The 16,968-nt window shown below is 44.6% G+C and carries 13 protein-coding genes and 1 pseudogene; 11 read left to right on the forward strand and 3 right to left on the reverse strand.

Going from position 1 to position 16,968, the window contains the following annotated elements:
• Positions 1-1,047 carry a FecCD family ABC transporter permease gene (locus ACWXW9_RS01715; RefSeq protein ID WP_483871428.1) on the forward strand — a complete coding sequence of 349 codons (1,047 nt, stop codon included), beginning with the start codon at positions 1-3 and terminating at the stop codon, positions 1,045-1,047.
• A 125-nt stretch (positions 1,048-1,172) separates the two neighbouring features.
• On the opposite strand, the gene ACWXW9_RS01720 is transcribed toward ACWXW9_RS01715, so the two are convergent.
• A complete protein-coding gene (locus ACWXW9_RS01720) occupies positions 1,173-1,487 on the reverse strand; it encodes a hypothetical protein (RefSeq protein ID WP_494927993.1) in 315 nt (104 codons plus the stop codon).
• Positions 1,488-1,693: 206 nt separating this feature from the next.
• On the opposite strand from ACWXW9_RS01720, the gene ACWXW9_RS01725 reads away from it, so the two are divergent.
• From ACWXW9_RS01725 to ACWXW9_RS01740, 4 genes are all read left to right on the forward strand, one after another.
• Positions 1,694-2,662, forward strand: coding sequence for an ROK family protein (locus ACWXW9_RS01725; protein WP_494927994.1), 969 nt, complete (start codon positions 1,694-1,696; stop codon positions 2,660-2,662).
• A 210-nt stretch (positions 2,663-2,872) separates the two neighbouring features.
• Positions 2,873-3,835, forward strand: a complete 963-nt coding sequence (locus ACWXW9_RS01730) for a tyrosine-type recombinase/integrase (RefSeq protein ID WP_494927995.1) — start codon at positions 2,873-2,875, stop codon at positions 3,833-3,835.
• Positions 3,836-4,306: 471 nt separating this feature from the next.
• Positions 4,307-4,705 (forward strand): hypothetical protein, encoded by a 399-nt coding sequence (locus tag ACWXW9_RS01735; RefSeq protein WP_494927996.1) that lies wholly within the window; start codon positions 4,307-4,309, stop codon positions 4,703-4,705.
• Between the two features lie 305 nt (positions 4,706-5,010).
• Complete coding sequence (locus ACWXW9_RS01740) at positions 5,011-5,346, forward strand: RNA polymerase sigma factor (protein WP_494927997.1); 336 nt, start codon at positions 5,011-5,013, stop codon at positions 5,344-5,346.
• A gap of 1,025 nt (positions 5,347-6,371) precedes the next feature.
• Here ACWXW9_RS01740 and ACWXW9_RS01745 read toward each other — a convergent pair.
• The gene (locus ACWXW9_RS01745) at positions 6,372-8,333 is read right to left on the reverse strand and encodes an endonuclease MutS2 (RefSeq protein ID WP_494927998.1); all 1,962 of its coding nucleotides are present in this window, start codon (positions 8,331-8,333) and stop codon (positions 6,372-6,374) included.
• A gap of 693 nt (positions 8,334-9,026) precedes the next feature.
• On the opposite strand from ACWXW9_RS01745, the gene ACWXW9_RS01750 reads away from it, so the two are divergent.
• The 5 genes and pseudogenes from ACWXW9_RS01750 (at position 9,027) to ACWXW9_RS01770 (ending at position 14,271) form a co-directional block, all read left to right on the forward strand.
• Positions 9,027-9,452, forward strand: coding sequence for a hypothetical protein (locus tag ACWXW9_RS01750; protein ID WP_494927999.1), 426 nt, complete (start codon positions 9,027-9,029; stop codon positions 9,450-9,452).
• A gap of 27 nt (positions 9,453-9,479) precedes the next feature.
• Positions 9,480-10,016 carry a helix-turn-helix transcriptional regulator gene (locus ACWXW9_RS01755; protein WP_494928157.1) on the forward strand — a complete coding sequence of 179 codons (537 nt, stop codon included), beginning with the start codon at positions 9,480-9,482 and terminating at the stop codon, positions 10,014-10,016.
• A gap of 145 nt (positions 10,017-10,161) precedes the next feature.
• Positions 10,162-12,031: pseudogene (locus ACWXW9_RS01760) on the forward strand (ABC transporter ATP-binding protein).
• Positions 12,000-12,905, forward strand: coding sequence for an ATP-binding cassette domain-containing protein (locus ACWXW9_RS01765; RefSeq protein WP_494928000.1), 906 nt, complete (start codon positions 12,000-12,002; stop codon positions 12,903-12,905). Before ACWXW9_RS01760 ends, ACWXW9_RS01765 begins: the two are co-directional and overlap by 32 nt.
• Before the next feature lie 262 nt (positions 12,906-13,167).
• Complete coding sequence (locus ACWXW9_RS01770) at positions 13,168-14,271, forward strand: DUF3900 domain-containing protein (protein ID WP_494928001.1); 1,104 nt, start codon at positions 13,168-13,170, stop codon at positions 14,269-14,271.
• 115 nt (positions 14,272-14,386) lie between these two features.
• On the opposite strand, the gene ACWXW9_RS01775 is transcribed toward ACWXW9_RS01770, so the two are convergent.
• On the reverse strand, positions 14,387-15,316 hold the full coding sequence (locus ACWXW9_RS01775) for an L-lactate dehydrogenase (RefSeq protein WP_137063240.1): 930 nt from the start codon (positions 15,314-15,316) through the stop codon (positions 14,387-14,389).
• A gap of 229 nt (positions 15,317-15,545) precedes the next feature.
• On the opposite strand from ACWXW9_RS01775, the gene bcaP reads away from it, so the two are divergent.
• Positions 15,546-16,937: a branched-chain amino acid transporter BcaP gene (gene bcaP, locus ACWXW9_RS01780; RefSeq protein WP_494928002.1), complete on the forward strand. Its 1,392-nt coding sequence runs from the start codon at positions 15,546-15,548 to the stop codon at positions 16,935-16,937.
• Positions 16,938-16,968 lie beyond the last annotated feature (31 nt).

The raw sequence follows: 16,968 nt of genomic DNA on the forward strand, positions 1-16,968 counted from the left end.
ATGAATAACATCACGACTGGAGCTATTGCCAAAGCAGGCCACCGAAAAAAAATCCATGATTGGATCGTTGTTATCGTTCTGCTCATTCTACTCATTGTTGCATTCACCATTAGTGCGAATACAGGAACCATTCGACTTTCGCCAATGGAGCTTTTTAGAACCTTATTTGGGCAAGGGACTCCACAGCAGGAATTAATCTTATTTGAATTCCGATTGCCACGAATGGTTATTTCCGTTTTGATCGGTGCAGGTCTGGCTGTTTCTGGCTGTATCATGCAGGGTGTTTCACGTAATGGCTTGGCGGACCCTGGTATTTTGGGGATTAATGCCGGAGCCGGGCTGATGGTTATGCTGTTTGTATTGCTTTTCCCAACGATGCAAACAACGAATTCATTGTTTTTACTACCTGCCCTTGCGCTGATTGGATCGGGAGCGGCTGCTATTTTGATCTACGCGCTTTCTTACAAAAAGGGTGAAGGGATTTCTCCGACAAGGTTACTGTTAAGCGGAATTGGTGTAGCGGCGGGGATCAGTGCTGCGATGATCATCATGACCCTCAAGCTTACGCCTGAAAGTTATACGTTTGTTGCCAGTTGGCTGGCAGGAAGTATATGGGGGTCCAACTGGAAATTTGTAATGGCACTGTTACCTTGGCTTGTTGTGTTGCTGCCTTTCGCATACTACAAGGCCAATGTAATGAATGTGCTTAATCTGGGGGATCAGACGGCATCCGGGTTAGGTACATCAATTGAAAAAGAACGTATCCTTTTACTCGCTGCTGCGGTTGGATTGGCCAGTTCCAGCGTATCGGTTAGTGGTGGAATCGGCTTCGTCGGTTTAGTCGCTCCACATTTGGCGAGAAAGCTGGTGGGACCGAAGCATAAGATGCTGTTAGTAGCCTGTGCATTGGTCGGGGCACTGTTAGTGCTTGTGGCCGATACGATCACACGATCCTTACCTTTACAGAAGGAAATCCCGACAGGTTTAATTGTGGCCATTATTGGGGCGCCATACTTCCTGTATCTGCTGAGTCGCTCCAAGGGATAATCTTGCGAAGAAATCATAACTTACTCATTAAAAGCTATACACGACAAAATAACCTTCAACACCACTAAGGAAGTGGGGCTGAAGGTTATTTTGCATTTAAAATTTAGCAATCGCATTCTTTCATATCAACGGGAAGTATTCAAGGCGTGAGAAGTTTGATGAAGCTCTCTGATCATTTTGTGCAAAGTGTAATTTTCCTGACGCGTCACGCCGTGTTGATTTTCCTGAACCAGCAACTGATGGATGTTCCGTTTTAGAATTTCACTTCGACGTTCCAACATTTCGGTACTCATAAATAAAAGAACACTCCCTTTGTCATGAATAACTTGCATTTTTGAAATGAACATAGGCTGAATATAAGGTTGCCTTTCGACTTCTTTAAGTATAGCGTGCTGAATGATGGAGGGAAAATGGAGTGAGACAGCAAAATTCTTTTTCACATTAGCCTTGTTGCTCCAAGAAGTGCTCATCTCGTGTAATCTTAGATATGCTTGTCGATACTGACGATCACGCCAGATTAGGCGGAAATCAATCGGAGTGAACCTGTGTATTATTTGCAATCATGAGCTAATCAAACGAAATCCGAACTTTTTCAATGCAATTTTCATTGATATGGATCTCGTTAATTGTTAATATTTTAGGTGTAATGATGTCAAAATTTTATAAGCTGGATAAGCTTTATCTCCTCAATGAAAGGGACGTTGCTATCATGAAAAATAAAATACTAGTTTTTGATATTGGAGGCTCTTTTATAAAATTTAGTTTATTTTCCCAGAATGGTTTTTTCAAAAAGGGTAAAGTTGTAACACCGATGGACTCACTCGATGACCTTATTGTAACTTTAGAACAAATCCATAGTCAGTTTGTGGATGAAATCGAAGGTGTAGCTATAAGTTTGCCAGGCATTGTGAATTCCACTAGCGGTCATATGGTGCATGGAGGCTCCTTAAAGTATATAAATGATTTGAATATGGTTGAAGTTCTCGAAAAAAGATTTCGTTTACCTGTAACGATTGAAAATGATGGAAAGTGCGCTGCTCTTGGAGAAGCCTGGAGAGGTGCATTACAAGGGGTTAACGATGGGGTTGTCCTAGTGGTTGGCACAGGCATGGGAGGTGGAATCATATCTCAAGGGAAATTATTGAAAGGCCATCATCTATCCGCAGGAGAATTCTCCTTCATTAGAACGAATAATGAAGATGCAGACAATCTTGATTATTTTCTTGGCTTTCAAGGAAGTAGTCTGACCTTAACTAAAAACGTTGCGAAAAATAAAAATCTTCCCGTTGGTTCAGTTACAGGCGAAAAAGTATTTGAATTCATTGAAAAAGATGATCCTGTTGTGCATTCTGTTTTCCGAGGATATTGCAGAAATATAGCTATACAAATCATTAATCTGCAATCAGTGCTTGATCCTGAAAAGTTTGTTATTGGTGGAGGTATATCTGAAAATCCTCTACTCGTGAGTACCATTAGACAAGAATTAGAGAAACTTTATTCGGAGTCTACGTTTAATTTTGTTTACGCGCAGATTGAACAAAGTAAATTAGGTAATGAAGCCAATTTGCTAGGTGCTATTTATAATTACAAACAATTACATAATATTGCATTGTAAAAAACTCAAAAAGTGCGGGTTATCTATTGGAGGATAGCCCGCTTTTTTAGTTGAAAAGCGTTCAAAAAACAGCGTATAATATAAATTATACGCTGTTTAGGTTTAAATCGACTTTCATTAGCCCTCACGCATTAGTTGTCGATAAAAATTAGGCGAAAATGGACGTTTTCCAGCATATTTGGAAGATGAATCGAAGCGGAGGGAATCGGGATGAAAAAAGGGGCACATCAAATGGAGTTGGATACGATAGAAGATATTGATGAAGTGTATGCTGAGGAGCTGGAAGCTTTTTTGATCTGGATGAAGGATGCCGGATATACGCTACATACACAAAAAAACTATACAGGGGATGTGAAGCAGTTTTTGCGCACACTCCGTGAAAAGCCGCTTGATCAGGTGAAGAAAATTCATGTGATGTCGTATCTGTCTAAAGCTCGGGAAGGCGGAGCTGGAGATAGTACCCGGAACCGCAAGCATGCAGCGGTGAGCAGCTTTTTTAAAGCGCTACAGGAATTTGAATTGTGCAGCACGAATCCGGCTTTCGGAATTAAAAAAGCAAAGACCGAAAAGAATCGTATGCCCGTCTATCTGGATGAAAAGGAAATTCAGCCGTTTTTACTCGCGGTGGAGGGAAAATATGCAAATCGCAACATGGCTATTTTTCTGCTCATGGTATATATGGGATTACGGGTGGGTGAGGTTCATTCTTTGAATGTCTCGGATTTTAGCAGAGAACGGCGCACACTAGATGTATTTGGTAAAGGGCGCAAGTGGCGTACGCTTCCTGTACCTGAGGCTGTGTGTGATATTGTGGAACGTGCGCTGGAGGAAAGATTAACGCCGTGGAGGGGGAAGGAGGACGCGATGTTCGTGTCGCAAAAAGGCCGCCGCTTGGCGGTGCGCTCTATTCAGCAGATTGCTACGGAAACGTTCGAGCGATTCCAGCAGGATAAGAGTGCGGAACGTCGGGTGTCTTACTCCAGTCACAAGCTACGCCATACGTTTGCAACGATGCTTTTGCGTAAGGGTGCCGATCTGCGTACTGTACAGGAGCTGCTGGGACACTCATCCATCCAGACGACCACGGTATATACGCATGTCACGGATCGGGAAAAAGAAAAAGCGATGGACAAGCTGGATATTCAGGTACCTATGATGGAATTAAAGAGGTAGGGCTAACAAGAGAAAAAGGGGAATAAAGTGTTCAATAGTGAAAAGTGAAATATTGACAGTAATATGATAGGTATATGTAGGAAGAATAAAAAGATTAAGTTTACATAATAATTATTATGTAAACTTAATAGAGTGAAACCCAATTTCATAACTTCATATCAACGAAAATTACCAACATATTATATTTGTTTTAACGATTATATAAACTTAACTAAAAATGTCTTGGAAAACGGAGTAGGCGGAATGGTGCTGTACAAGCGAAGCACCATCCGTCTGCGAAGTGGCACGATAGGTAACTTTTAAGTTCAGCTTATATAGCTTTGCTTTTGATTAATTTGCTCCAAATGATGCCGCATATGTTGAATATAATCGTCAACCAACTATGAAAAAAACACTTCTATTAAATCGTCCAAGCATCTACTTAAAAAAAACATAAGATAGAGTATCTTATACAAAAGGAGATGATAGAAGATGGCAACAGCAACAATAACGACTGGCCCAGTCCTGAACGGCTCAGAAACAGGCGCTCGCGCTCAAATCGTACGGGTACTGATCAGCAATGATGACTCTGTACCGGCGACTTTTGAAATTGAAGTGTTCTCCATACCGGATAACGCGAACAATTCGCCGAAAGTTCCGATCGCGCATCAATTGTTCTCCATAGGGGCTCTTACCGCCAAAAATGTTGATATCCCGATTTTTGGAGCCCCGATATTCGAGGTTCAACTCCGGGGAACATCGAGTAATCCTACTCAAGTGGATACGATCACTACCGTTGTCGGCGTAGATGCCGGCGGTAAAATCGTGGATAATCTTCAATTTCTAAACTCTGAATTAGTCGGTATTACGGCATTGACGCCTATTGCCTAATAAGGATTTTCCAACATCACAAAGCTGATGGCATTTCGGGGGCTGTTTGAACGCAATAGAATTACGAAGAACTTCCCTGGGCGTCATCTCAACCTAAGATCAACTTTGGAGAGCCGTGCAGCCGCACTGCTCATTTTTTTATTTTAAAAACCTGTATACATATATCCGCTTCATGTCGTTATTAGAGTGGAAAGAAGCAGATCATGATCGATGACGAGTTGATGAGACAACTGCTTCAGAGAGGCAAAGTCATTAAACATTATTTGGTGCGGATCGGTGCAAACCCGCCCGATACGGAGTAAATCGTGCAGGACAGATTGCTAAAAAGCATAATGCATATCGATTCCATCAAACCGGCAAAGTTCATGTCCTGGCTTGTTAAAGTCGCAACGCATAAATATTATGACCTGTACAGGAAGGAAACCCGGCGAGGAAAAACCGTATCGATCGAGCTTTTATTTTTAAAGGATGAACATTCACCTGAAGATCATTATATGCAAAGGGAAAAGAGTCAAGGGGTAAAGGAAATGTTGAACCGGATTCCGCAAAGATGCAAACAGATGCTTATCCTGAAATACGAACTGGGATTGACCTACGATGACATCGGTAGGTTGCTGAACGTAAAAACCGAGCTTCAATAAGTAATAAAACTCTTGCTTGAGAATTAAAATGATTTATTGGTGAGACGATTCGATTTAATTTCTGATACAGACAAGCATAGAGAGTCTTATGGCTTTAATAGAGCTTTAGAGATTGTTAATGAAGGAACTGCACACTCGACATTGAACGTTACGTTCAATAAGAACGAAGGCACACTGATGTTTTTTGATTCTCATTTTAAAGCAGTATCTACGCAGGTTGAGAAGCTGATTATTAGCAGTATACGTATCCGGAAAATACCGTCCGTCTAGCCTGGGGATCGAGTAGAATCGGTACAGCTGCCGGTGGAACATGGAATAATACTTTCGGGAATCATCGTTTTCTATGACGATTTATACTATGCTGTATCGAGAAGGTTCATCCTCCGATAATATATCATAAAGGAAGTATATCATTGAGGAGTGATTAATTGGCAGATCGGAAATTTGAAATAATCATACGAAAAGTCAAGGACAATAAGTATACAAAGAAGTTTGGATCTAAAATTGGTCCGTGTGATATCTATTTTGAAAATTCAACACAAATTGTAACGGATCGAGGAAGATACATCTGTTTTATTTGACGGCATGTATTGAAAAATTGTAGTGCGCAAGCAAATATTTAATAACTCAACTTTCTCACCTCTTAAGTCTTAGCATTGTGCTCCATTTCGAATCGCTTATTTCATCTACGCGTGTACGAGTGTTCATCATCGACGATTCCATTTTGAGCCGAAACAAGAGGTATATATGATAGGGTTTTGGAGTATTTATCAGTTCTCAAAATAACGGAAGCAGATTGAGTTAACATAATAAATATTATGCTAACTCAATCTGCTTTGCCAATTCTAATTATAAATTTTGAGTGGCTATATTAGCTGAGCTGAAAAATGTACATGGAAAACGGAGTAGACGGAATGGTGCTGTACAAGCGAAGCGGTGGCTATGGGAAACACCAAATGTCTGTGCAGTTGCACTGTAGGTAACTTTTAAGTTCAGCTTATATAGAGTTGAATCTACAATTGTTTTTACACTTTATCTTCCGGAGGAGATTCAATCATCAGGCCTTCGATATGCTTCCGGCCTAGAAGCTTCCGTTTTTTGCGGTTTTCCTTAGTTTCCAAAACGATGTCCAGATCATAGTCGTCGGGATACAACTCGGTAGCTGCAATATGAAGAACAAGCCTCTTTTTGTTTATGGTGAGCTTTTGTCCTTGGATCAAAACCCCGACATTGCCTCGTTCATCTTCGGTTTTGTACACAATTCCAGTCCGGTTCAGGTAGGCTGCGTAAACACTGTCACCAAGGGCAAACGGCTTAGGTTCGGCAGTGTGTTCTTGTTTCACCTGTTTTGTGGCTGTATGCTTTAAAGACGCTCTTTTAGGAGAGAGTTCACTTATTGTGTTCTGCTTTACATCATCAGAAGCTGGGGGAATCACAAATGATTCCCGTGTATTTTGAGACGTCCTACCCGAAGAAATAGCCTGAGAACGGTCAATAATGCGATTCCACATCCCCAGCTTCAAGGCAATGGCGTATGCGTAGCTTTTCCCGGCCTCGCCGATCCGAAGACGATACAAGGGTTGCAGCGTTTCGGTATCAAACTCCATACGAGCATTTTGGAATCCCGGTGTATTTTCAGCAAAATGCTTAATTTCGCTAAAGTGTGTAGTAGCCACTACGGTTGCCCGGCGGCGATGGAATTCTTCCAGCAGCGCGATAGAAAGGCCCACGCCTTCGCCCGGATCGGTTCCAGATGCCATTTCGTCAATCAGGATCAGAGTGGAGTTGCCTGTCGTTTCCAAAATACCGATCATGTTACGGATATGTGCAGAAAAGGTGCTCAAGGCATGCTCGATGCTTTGTCCGTCTCCGATATCTACCTCAATTTCCTCAAATACAGCCATTCGGCTGCCTTCTGAAACAGGTACCAGCAATCCGGACTGCACCATCAGGGTCAACAGGCCGACACTTTTGAGAGCCATCGTTTTTCCACCTGTATTGGGTCCGGTAATGATGAGTGAGGAGTAGCCTTCACCGATTGAGAAATCAAGTGGAACCATGGAATTTCCCATCAACGGGTGACGTGCCCCTCGAATGTCTATAATTCCGTCAAGGTTAAGCTCGACAGGCACAGCATCCATCGTTAAGGCATATTTGGCTTTGGCTAATAAAAAGTCGAGTATGCCTACTGTCTCTGTGTTGATGCTCAGCTCCCGGTTATATGACTCAGCAAGTGTCGTCAGATCTCCCAGCACTTTCATTTCTTCTTTGGATTCTTCGGCCATGTTCGCACTCTGATCGAATTGCAGACTTACGATCTCGGCAGGCTCGATGTAAACCGTTTGACCACTACCTGATTCATCCAGCACGTTGCCTTTCACCTGTTTGCGAAACTCTTTTTTGATCGGAAGCACGTAACGGCCACCGCGCTGACTGATCATATTTTCCTGCATGATGGATCGGTGATGGCTGGTGAGAGAATCGAGTTTCCTTTTGATCCGTTCTTCCGTGACCGCTATTTTTTTGCGGATTTTAGCCAGTTCTTTACTGGCGGTGTCCGTCACTTTTCCTGAATAAATACATCTTTCAATTTCAGACAGAAGGGGTTCCATACCATACATGGAAGAAGCATAGGCACTGACGCTTGGAGCGGTATTCGACTTGGAGCCCATATATTTTATCAGTTGAATGCAACTTCTGATAAATTGGGCAATGTAAGAAAAATCCCGCTCGCTGAACAAATATCCGGTTCCCAGTAAGTGAAGTATGTGTTCCATCCCTTCCAGCGAGGGAATGGGAACACTTGCACCGTGGCGAATGAGCTGCAAGGCTTCGGTCGCTTCGTCAAGTCTGGTCTTGATCGTACGGATGTCTGTAATTGGTTGCATAGAAGCGGCATGCCGCTTACCAAGGTAAGAAAAAGCACATTCGGAAACTCTTGTTTTGATCCGGTCGTATTCCAAACGCTGCATTGTGGTTTCTTTCATGAATAAATCTCTCCTTTAGTGTGTGATTTTAGGATTGTTTAGAGCCTTCTCTGTGAAATAAAAAAAGGGCGGAGAATGAACAAATCGTTCATTCTCCGCCCTGAAGGAAGAGGGAATTTATCTTCAAATAAGCCTATAATCCAGCTTTTGCAGCTCTAATTTATGCGTCCCCAAATCATCCATGAGTAAACCAATTTGTAAACTAATTAGTCCATGAATAGGAGGTGTATAAAGGAGTTCACAAAATCTGAAAACAAAAAAACCGCGCTGAACACAGCACGGAATAAGGCCTAGAAGAAAATAATCCCTGAGGCGATTTATGATATCCGCATGTTCTTAACTAATGTCAGGGTAAAAACACAGTATCAAACAAACCTGTCCCCGGAGGGCACAAGCGCCTGAATGGTCTTCCCTGAATATGAAGTTGCTTAGTTAAGAACGTTCACCGACATCAAAATCTCTCCCTTGATTACAGATATATCCACACTATACGATCAGTCAGCACCGAAGTCAAGTTTATTCTAAAAACAGCAAATGAGCTACGTAATATATATTATGTTAACCGAAAATGTTCCAAGCACTATGAAAGAAATTTTTTATCTTTCAAATGAGAATGATAATCATTATATTTGTAATCAAGAATGAAACGCGTATGCACTGCGAATCCAGCTAAAGGGGGGAAACGATAACAAGATGAAAATACATACCAATCCGTCTACATTTAATGATTACTACAATGAAATAGTCGATGCCAACTCTATGAGCCATGAACAAGACCCCATTCAGGCGTCCGCGAAACATGAGCATATTTATCATATACCTGAGCAATGGGGAGAGGGTGTGCATCGAACGCATTTTTTGCGCAAAGGCTTCGAGCTTTCACATAGTCAAATGCTGTTTCATGAGCCAGTCCAAATTGCAAGAAGGTTTGACACCCCGTATCTGGAGCTGGCATTGAACCTGGATTATTCGGCTAGCTGGTCCATCGATGGTTTCCGTTCAGATCGTGAACATGGAGGGCATGTGCAGCTCATTTATATGAACGAAGTGGAGATCCAAGTGGAAATGCCGGGGAATAAAGCAATGAATCATATTGAGCTGCGTTTTAATCCTTCGTAGTGGGGTGAGCTTTTACAGGAACTGAGTATTCGTCTGGAACAATCGTTTGCTTGTATGGAAACAGTGATTACGCCCGGTATGCGAGCGATTGCTCAGGAACTGTCGTTTCATCCTTATCAGGGCATGACCCGGCAGCTTTTTCTGGAGAGCAAGGCACTGGAGCTGATGGCCCTTTTTCTGCAAGAAACACGCAATGCTCCGCCTAAATCGACCATGACGATCAAACCCAATGATATACAGTGTCTTCACGAGGCGAGAGATATTTTGCTTCGTACGCTGGTTCAGCCTCCGAGTCTGATTCGGCTGGCACAGATGGTACATATTAATGAACAAAAGCTCAAAAACGGCTTCAAGGAGCTATTCGGCACAACGGTATTTGGCTTTGTACGCGAACAAAGATTGGAAAGAGCCAAACAACTGCTGGAAAACGAGCAGATCACCGTCAGTGAAGCGTCAGCGATGGTGGGCTATAGCAACTTTAGTCATTTTGCCGCGTTATTCCGTAAAACATATGGCTATAACCCGAGTGCCTACCGAAAAAACAATCATTTGTCTTCGTTATAAAATCCTCCATTAAAAAAACTTCTCCCTCCAGCGTTGGTGATTCTCCGGGAATCGGCGGCGGGAAGCAGGATGAGAGCCGTACAATAGAACTAGGCTCAAGCTCAAGCGTACTGCAACTGCCGTGATTTGAAAGGAGAAATGATTCATGCAACAAAAGGCGGGTATTGCCCGATTATTGCAAATCGCCGGGGAAAAGCGCGGGTTATTAACCTTTTCTGCGCTATTTTCCGGTTTAAGCGCCATTCTGATGCTGGTGCCCTATGCATCTGTGTATTTTGTGCTCAAGGAACTACTCGAACATGCTGCACAACCAACAACAGCAGACGGGCCGTTTATGATTCGATGGGGGCTGATCGCGCTCGCAGGTTTATTGGCCAGCCTCATTACGATGTACATCGGTGGGCTTATCTCTCATATTGCAGCCTTCCGTATTTTATAAGGTCTGCGAGTCAAGCTGTCAGCGCATATCGGCAAGCTACCGTTAGGCTGGCTCAATGGTACTTCCACGGGTGCTGTCAAAAAGACACTGGAGCAGAACGTGGAAAAAGTAGAGACATTTGTCGCTCACCAACTACCGGATCTGGTGCAGGTCATCGTGACGGCGGCGGTGATGATTGTCGCTATGTTTAGCTTGAACGTTTGGCTGGCACTTGCTTGTGTTGTGCCCATTTTGCTCGCTTTTACTGTCCAGATGACGTTGATAGGTGGTTCCAAAACGCGGGATAATGTCAGAGAATATTACAATTCACTGGAGCGTCTGAACGGATCGGCTGTGCAATATGTACGGGGTATGCCTGCGATTAAGGTATTTGGGCAGACGGTGCATTCGTTCCGTAAGTTTTACTCCGATATGGTGCATTACCGCGAGTATTGTGTAAAATTCACCGACCAATTCCAAACCGGCTTTCTCGTATTTAAGGTGATTATTAGCTCATTTGCCGCTTTTGTCCTGCCTGTGGGCGTTTATCTGCTGAGTGGTAATCCGGGGAATGTTGCTTTTGCCTCGGTGCTGCTGTTTTTCCTGGTGATGGCTCCCGGAGTTTCGGCTCCGATGTTTAAAATTATGCATCTCATGTCGTCCATGCGTGATATTAATGAAGGTGTTGATCGGATCGACCGTATTTTTAACGAGCCTGAAATGCAGGAGCCTGCACATCCGCAGAAGCCGACTACCTACGATGTGCAGTTTGAGCAGGTTTCCTTTTCCTATGGCAGCACGGAAGAGGTTAAGGAGCCTCAAGACGGCGGGGAAACTCAACCGATTCGCGTATTGTTCGATATTTCTTTTACCGCAAGACAGGGGGAAATGACAGCATTAGTCGGACCTTCCGGCTCCGGGAAATCCACGATCGCTAATCTGGTGCCACGCTTTTGGGACGTGCAGGAGGGGGCGATCCGTATTGGTGGCGCGGATATCCGACAGATGAGTACGTCCAACCTGATGGATATGGTCGCTTTTGTATTTCAGGAAACCTTTCTGTTCTTTGACTCGGTGTTCAACAATATTGCAGTAGGCGATACGAGGGCTTCCATGGAGCAGGTTATCGTAGCGGCAAAGGCAGCGCAGTGCCATGAGTTCATCTGTAAGCTGCCGAATGGCTATGATACGCTCATCGGGGAAGGCGGAGTATATCTGTCGGGTGGCGAAGAGCAGCGGCTTGCGGTAGCACGCGCTATTCTCAAAAATGCACCCATTCTGGTGCTGGATGAAGCCACGGCATTTGCTGACCCTGAAAATGAATACGAGATGCAGCTAGCCTTGAAGGAGCTGATGAAGAACAAGACGGTGATCGTAATCGCACACCGGTTGTCCACTATTCAGCATGCAGATCAAATTCTGGTGCTTCAGGAAGGCCATATTGCTGAGCGGGGACAGCATAGAGAGCTACTTCGTGCAGATGGTCTGTATGCCCGCTTGTGGCAAGCGTATACAGATGCCGGACAATGGCAGATTGGGGCACCAGGAGAGGAGGCGGCTAAACGATGAGTATGCTGCAAAATATAACGGCGGGTAATCCGCGGGTACTGTTAAAGCCGGTATTGTACACAACTGTGGCTAATGTTGCGGGGCTGATTCCATTTGCGTTGCTGGTAGGGGCGGCTCGTCTTATTTTCGAGCCTTTCATTCATCCGGGAGCTTCGCTCCAATCGGCTGGCTTGTGGTGGATAAGTGGAGGGCTGCTAATATCGTTGATCCTGCTGTATCTGTGTGAAGTTCCGCCTTATCGTTCCCAGTACCGGGGAGCCTATGACGCTTCTGTAACCGGGAGATCGCGTTTGGCTGAGCATTTGCGCAAGCTGTCACTCGGTTTTCTAAACAAGCGTGATCCGGGTGATTTGGCGAATATGATGATGGGTGATTTCACGATGGTGGAGCATGGGATTTCCCATTTGGTTCCGCAAATGATCGGGGCGGTGACGATGCCGCTTCTGGCGTTGATCGGCTTATCCTTTTTGGATTGGCGCATGGCGCTGGCACTGGAAGCTGCCGCTCGTCAAGCTTGCTGTCACGATTTTATCTCCAAGCTGCCGAATGGGTATGACACGTGGGTAGGTGAGGGCGGCAGTACGTTGTCAGGTGGGGAAAAGCAACGGATTTCCATCGCACGAGCCATTCTCAAGGATTCTCCGATCGTATTGCTGGATGAGGCTACGTCTTCGCTTGATCCTGAGAATGAAAAGGATATTCAGCAGGCGATTGATCGCCTTGTACAAGGCAGAACCGTTATCGCTATTGCTCATCGGCTCAAAACAGTACGAAATGCGGACCGCATCGTTGTACTGGACAAAGGAAGGGTTGTAGAGCAGGGACGACATGATGAACTGCTGGATGACAACGGTCTGTATGCACGATTGTGGAAAAGACAGCATGAAGGAAGAGAGTCATAGGTATGAAATTATGAAATAATGATGAGATCATAAAAAACCGATCCTTAGCGGATGGCAGGCTACACCTCCATTCCAATAAGGATCGGTTTTTTGCGTTACTTAGATTCCCCGGATACGACAGCTTGCACAAAAGATTACATAATAAATATTATGTTAACTTAAATGTATATCTTAACGATGAGGACTTGAATCGGATGTACGTTTTAAATCCATAGTGATATAATTACGCGTACATGCCTGAAAAGGAGCGTATGAAACGCAAATGAACTTTCAAGTGGACTTTTTATCTTTTTTTGTAATTCAGGTGGACGGAAAAGAAGGACAGGGCGGTAAGTCCTACAAGCATTATGCTACGATGGATGACTATGATTATGACGAGAGTGATGTTAAAAAATTTCTGGACGGGGAATTTGCCCGCATTAGCAAGCGGAAGGTCGAGAAAAATCCGAGCACAGAGCAGGCACCGACCAAAATTGGCCGCTTTATCGTCGAACCGGAGCATGAACTGAGCAGTAATCCCAATTTCAATATGTTCGCCCGGCTGCGGGCAGCAGAGGATAAGGAAGATTTTAAAAATGCCTGCGACGATCTGGTGCGGATGTATCTGGATACGAGCGCGGTACGCGGCGGAGCGCTGATCATTGTACAGACTACCTTGAATACACACTCCGATGATCCCTTTATTTTTGTGCTCAAATGTGATTTTGAACCTAAAATTGCCCGTATTACCGAAAGCAGTCTGGTCAGTGAGGTCGAAATGGCCATTTCAGCCCGTAATATGAAATCTATCATGTATCCTTACATGCTGGAGGAGGGGATGAACGATGAATGGGAGCTTAAAATTCACCAGTCCTCGCATGCCCGGTATTTTGAGGATTTTCTGAAATTTGTGACCTACGAGCAATCCATGCCAGAAATCGTTAATGAGCATGTCATGGGCTTCGTCCAGAACTATGTAGAGACGAAATGGCCGGATGCTTCCAATGAGGAAAGACAGCAAGAGGAACGTGATCTGGAACTGTGGGCTGCCAGTGAAAAACGGGATTTGCAAGGGAAATGGGAACCCCTTCAGGTCGTAGAGGCTGCGCAGCATATTGTTGAGCTAAAGCCTGAAATTGAAGTTCGCTTCAAGCTGGATGATACGGCTGTACGTGGACTGCTGTCCGACTTTGGGGCCAAGCTGCATATTACGAAGCTGCACGACAGGTACGCGCTTATCATTGAAGGCGATGCATTTACGTTTGAAAAAGGCTTTTCACCGATTGAGCTGCTTCAACCTGAATCGTTCGAAACGGTGGCTGAGCGTCTGAAAGAGAAACGCCTGCAAGAAGACGAATTTGCCGATGGCGATACGCCGCCTTGGTAATCTGAGTAAACTGTTTACGATAAGCTGAACTCTTATATGACATAATCAAAGGGCCTCTCAACGGTATTTTCGCCGCTGTGGAGGCCCTTTTTGTCTACAATTTCAATTTGTTCATCTACAGGTTGAGTTTACTGATTTGATCTTTCAGCTTGTCCGCAGATTGGTGTAGCCCTTGACGTTCCTTGTCATTCAGTGGAAGATCCAAAATTTCACGTACCCCGTTGTGATCTACGATACTCGGAACACCCAGATAAACGTCAGACACTCCGTTATAATCTTCCAGCAAGGTGGACACATTAAGTACCGACCCTTCGTCTCCCAGAATGGCGGCTACGATCCGGTCGAGAGCCAGCCCGATGGCGTAAGAAGTCGCGCCTTTGGCATCTATAATTTCATAGGCTGCATTTTTGGTGCTTTCAAAAATCTCATTTTTCGTTTCTTCGCCCAGCTCCAATGGAGTTCCTGCGATGTTGGCCGTGCTCCATACAGGCAGTTCGGAGTCGCCATGTTCTCCAATAATATGGGCGTGGATGCTGCGAGGGTCAATGCCCTTTTGCTTACCAATCAAATAACGGAAGCGTGCGCTGTCCAGCAATGTTCCCGAACCGATAACTCTGCTCGAAGGCCAGCCACTACGTTTCCAGGAAATGTAGGAGAGAATGTCCACTGGATTGGTTGCGATCAGCAAAATGCCGTGTGTGTTTACCTTGACGATATTATCAATAATGCTTTCAAAAATTTCGGCATTACGCTTGAGCAGATCAATGCGTGTTTCTCCCGGTTTTTGTGATGCGCCCGCTGTAACAATGATGATATCCGCATCACGGCAGTCTTCATAATCACCTGCCCACACTTTGACACCGCCGAGAAAGGGAAGCCCGTGGTTCATATCGAGCATTTCCCCCTGCGCCTTTTTGACGTTTACATCGATAAAGACAAGTTCTGACATGCGTTGGCGTAGCAGGAGGGTGTAACCGGTCGTTGTACCGACCGCTCCCATGCCGACAATGGCCACTCTGCTTCGTTTGTAAGGTTTTAAGCTCATAAAATCCTCATCTCCTTCTCGGGTTGAATACCTTTTCAATTTTAATAATACAAAATTTATCTTTCCAACTTAGTTTACCGTATATGTGCCCTCCACTGCAAAGAAATATGACATTTCTCCTTGACTTCAAACAGGGACTCGCCAATAATTAATCGAATGACAGAAACACACACTAAAGCGTTGCAGTAGCAATATTGGCGTAGGACATTATGGAAAGAGGATTATGATTATGGACTTATTTCGAAAAAAGACAGGTATGCTCCCGCATGGGGAAAACGGAACGACGGGTCACTTGAAGAGAACGATGGGCGCCTTCGATCTGACTATGCTGGGTGTAGGATGTATCATCGGTACCGGGATTTTTGTGATCACAGGCAAGGCAGCAGCGGAAAATGCGGGTCCTGGCCTGATGATCTCCTTTGTTATTGCAGGAATTGCCTGCGTGCTGGCAGCCTTGTGTTATGCGGAGCTTTCATCTACGGTTCCCGCTGCCGGCAGTGCTTATGCGTATAGCTATATTGTGTTTGGGGAAATTCTGGCCTGGGTGCTGGGTTGGGACTTAATTCTGGAATACGGGGTGGCGGCTGCCTCTGTGAGTAGTGGCTGGTCTGCTTATTTTCAAGGCTTGCTGGCCGGCTTCGATATACATTTACCACTGGCTCTAACCGCAGCCTTCGATTCAGCCAAGGGAACCATTATTGACCTGCCCGCTGTGAGTATCATTATGTTGATTACACTGCTGCTGAGTCTCGGAGCCAAGGAAACGGTCCGATTTAATTTCGTTATGGTTTGTGTCAAAGTCGGAGTTGTGCTGCTGTTTATCGGAATCGGAATTTTTTATGTTAAGCCTGCTAATTGGACACCGTTTCTCCCCTATGGTTTTTCCGGTGTTTTGAGTGCTGCGGCAATCGTATTTTTTGCTTATTTGGGCTTCGATGCCATTTCAACGGCAGCAGAGGAGGTACGTAATCCGCAACGGAATATGCCAATCGGTATTATTTCCTCTCTTGCGATTTGTACAGTACTGTATATAGCGGTCTCGGTTGTACTTACTGGAATGGTACCTTATACGCAACTGGGGGTAAATGATCCTGTTGCGTTTGCTTTGCGCTTTATTCATCAAGATTTTGCGGCAGGATTGATTTCTGTCGGTGCGATTGCCGGGATGACCACGGTTTTACTTGTGCTGTTGTATGGTCAGACACGGCTAATCTTTTCGATGTCCCGTGATGGTCTGTTACCGATATTTTTTTCTAAAATCAATCCCAAAACTCAAACACCCATCCGAAGTACCTGGCTGGTCGGAAGCATCATTGCATTGTCTAGTGGATTTTTTCCATTACATGCACTGACGAACCTGACGAGTATCGGAACCCTGTTCGCTTTTGCCGTTGTATCGGTTGGGGTGATCGTTCTTCGGAAGAGACGTCCGGATTTGAAAAGAGGCTTTACCGTACCTTGGGTTCCGTTGCTCCCGCTTTTGAGTGCCCTGGTTTGCGTCGGTTTGATGCTTCAGCTTCATATCAGCACGTGGATTGGATTTATCGTGTGGCTTCTGCTGGGTTTGCTGATTTATTTCTTCTACGGATATCACAAAAGTTTGTTAAACCGTAAATCCTAATAGGTATAAATGTTAAAAAGCCGGCATCCTG

This window comes from Paenibacillus sp. LT-B23 (genome assembly GCF_059417685.1).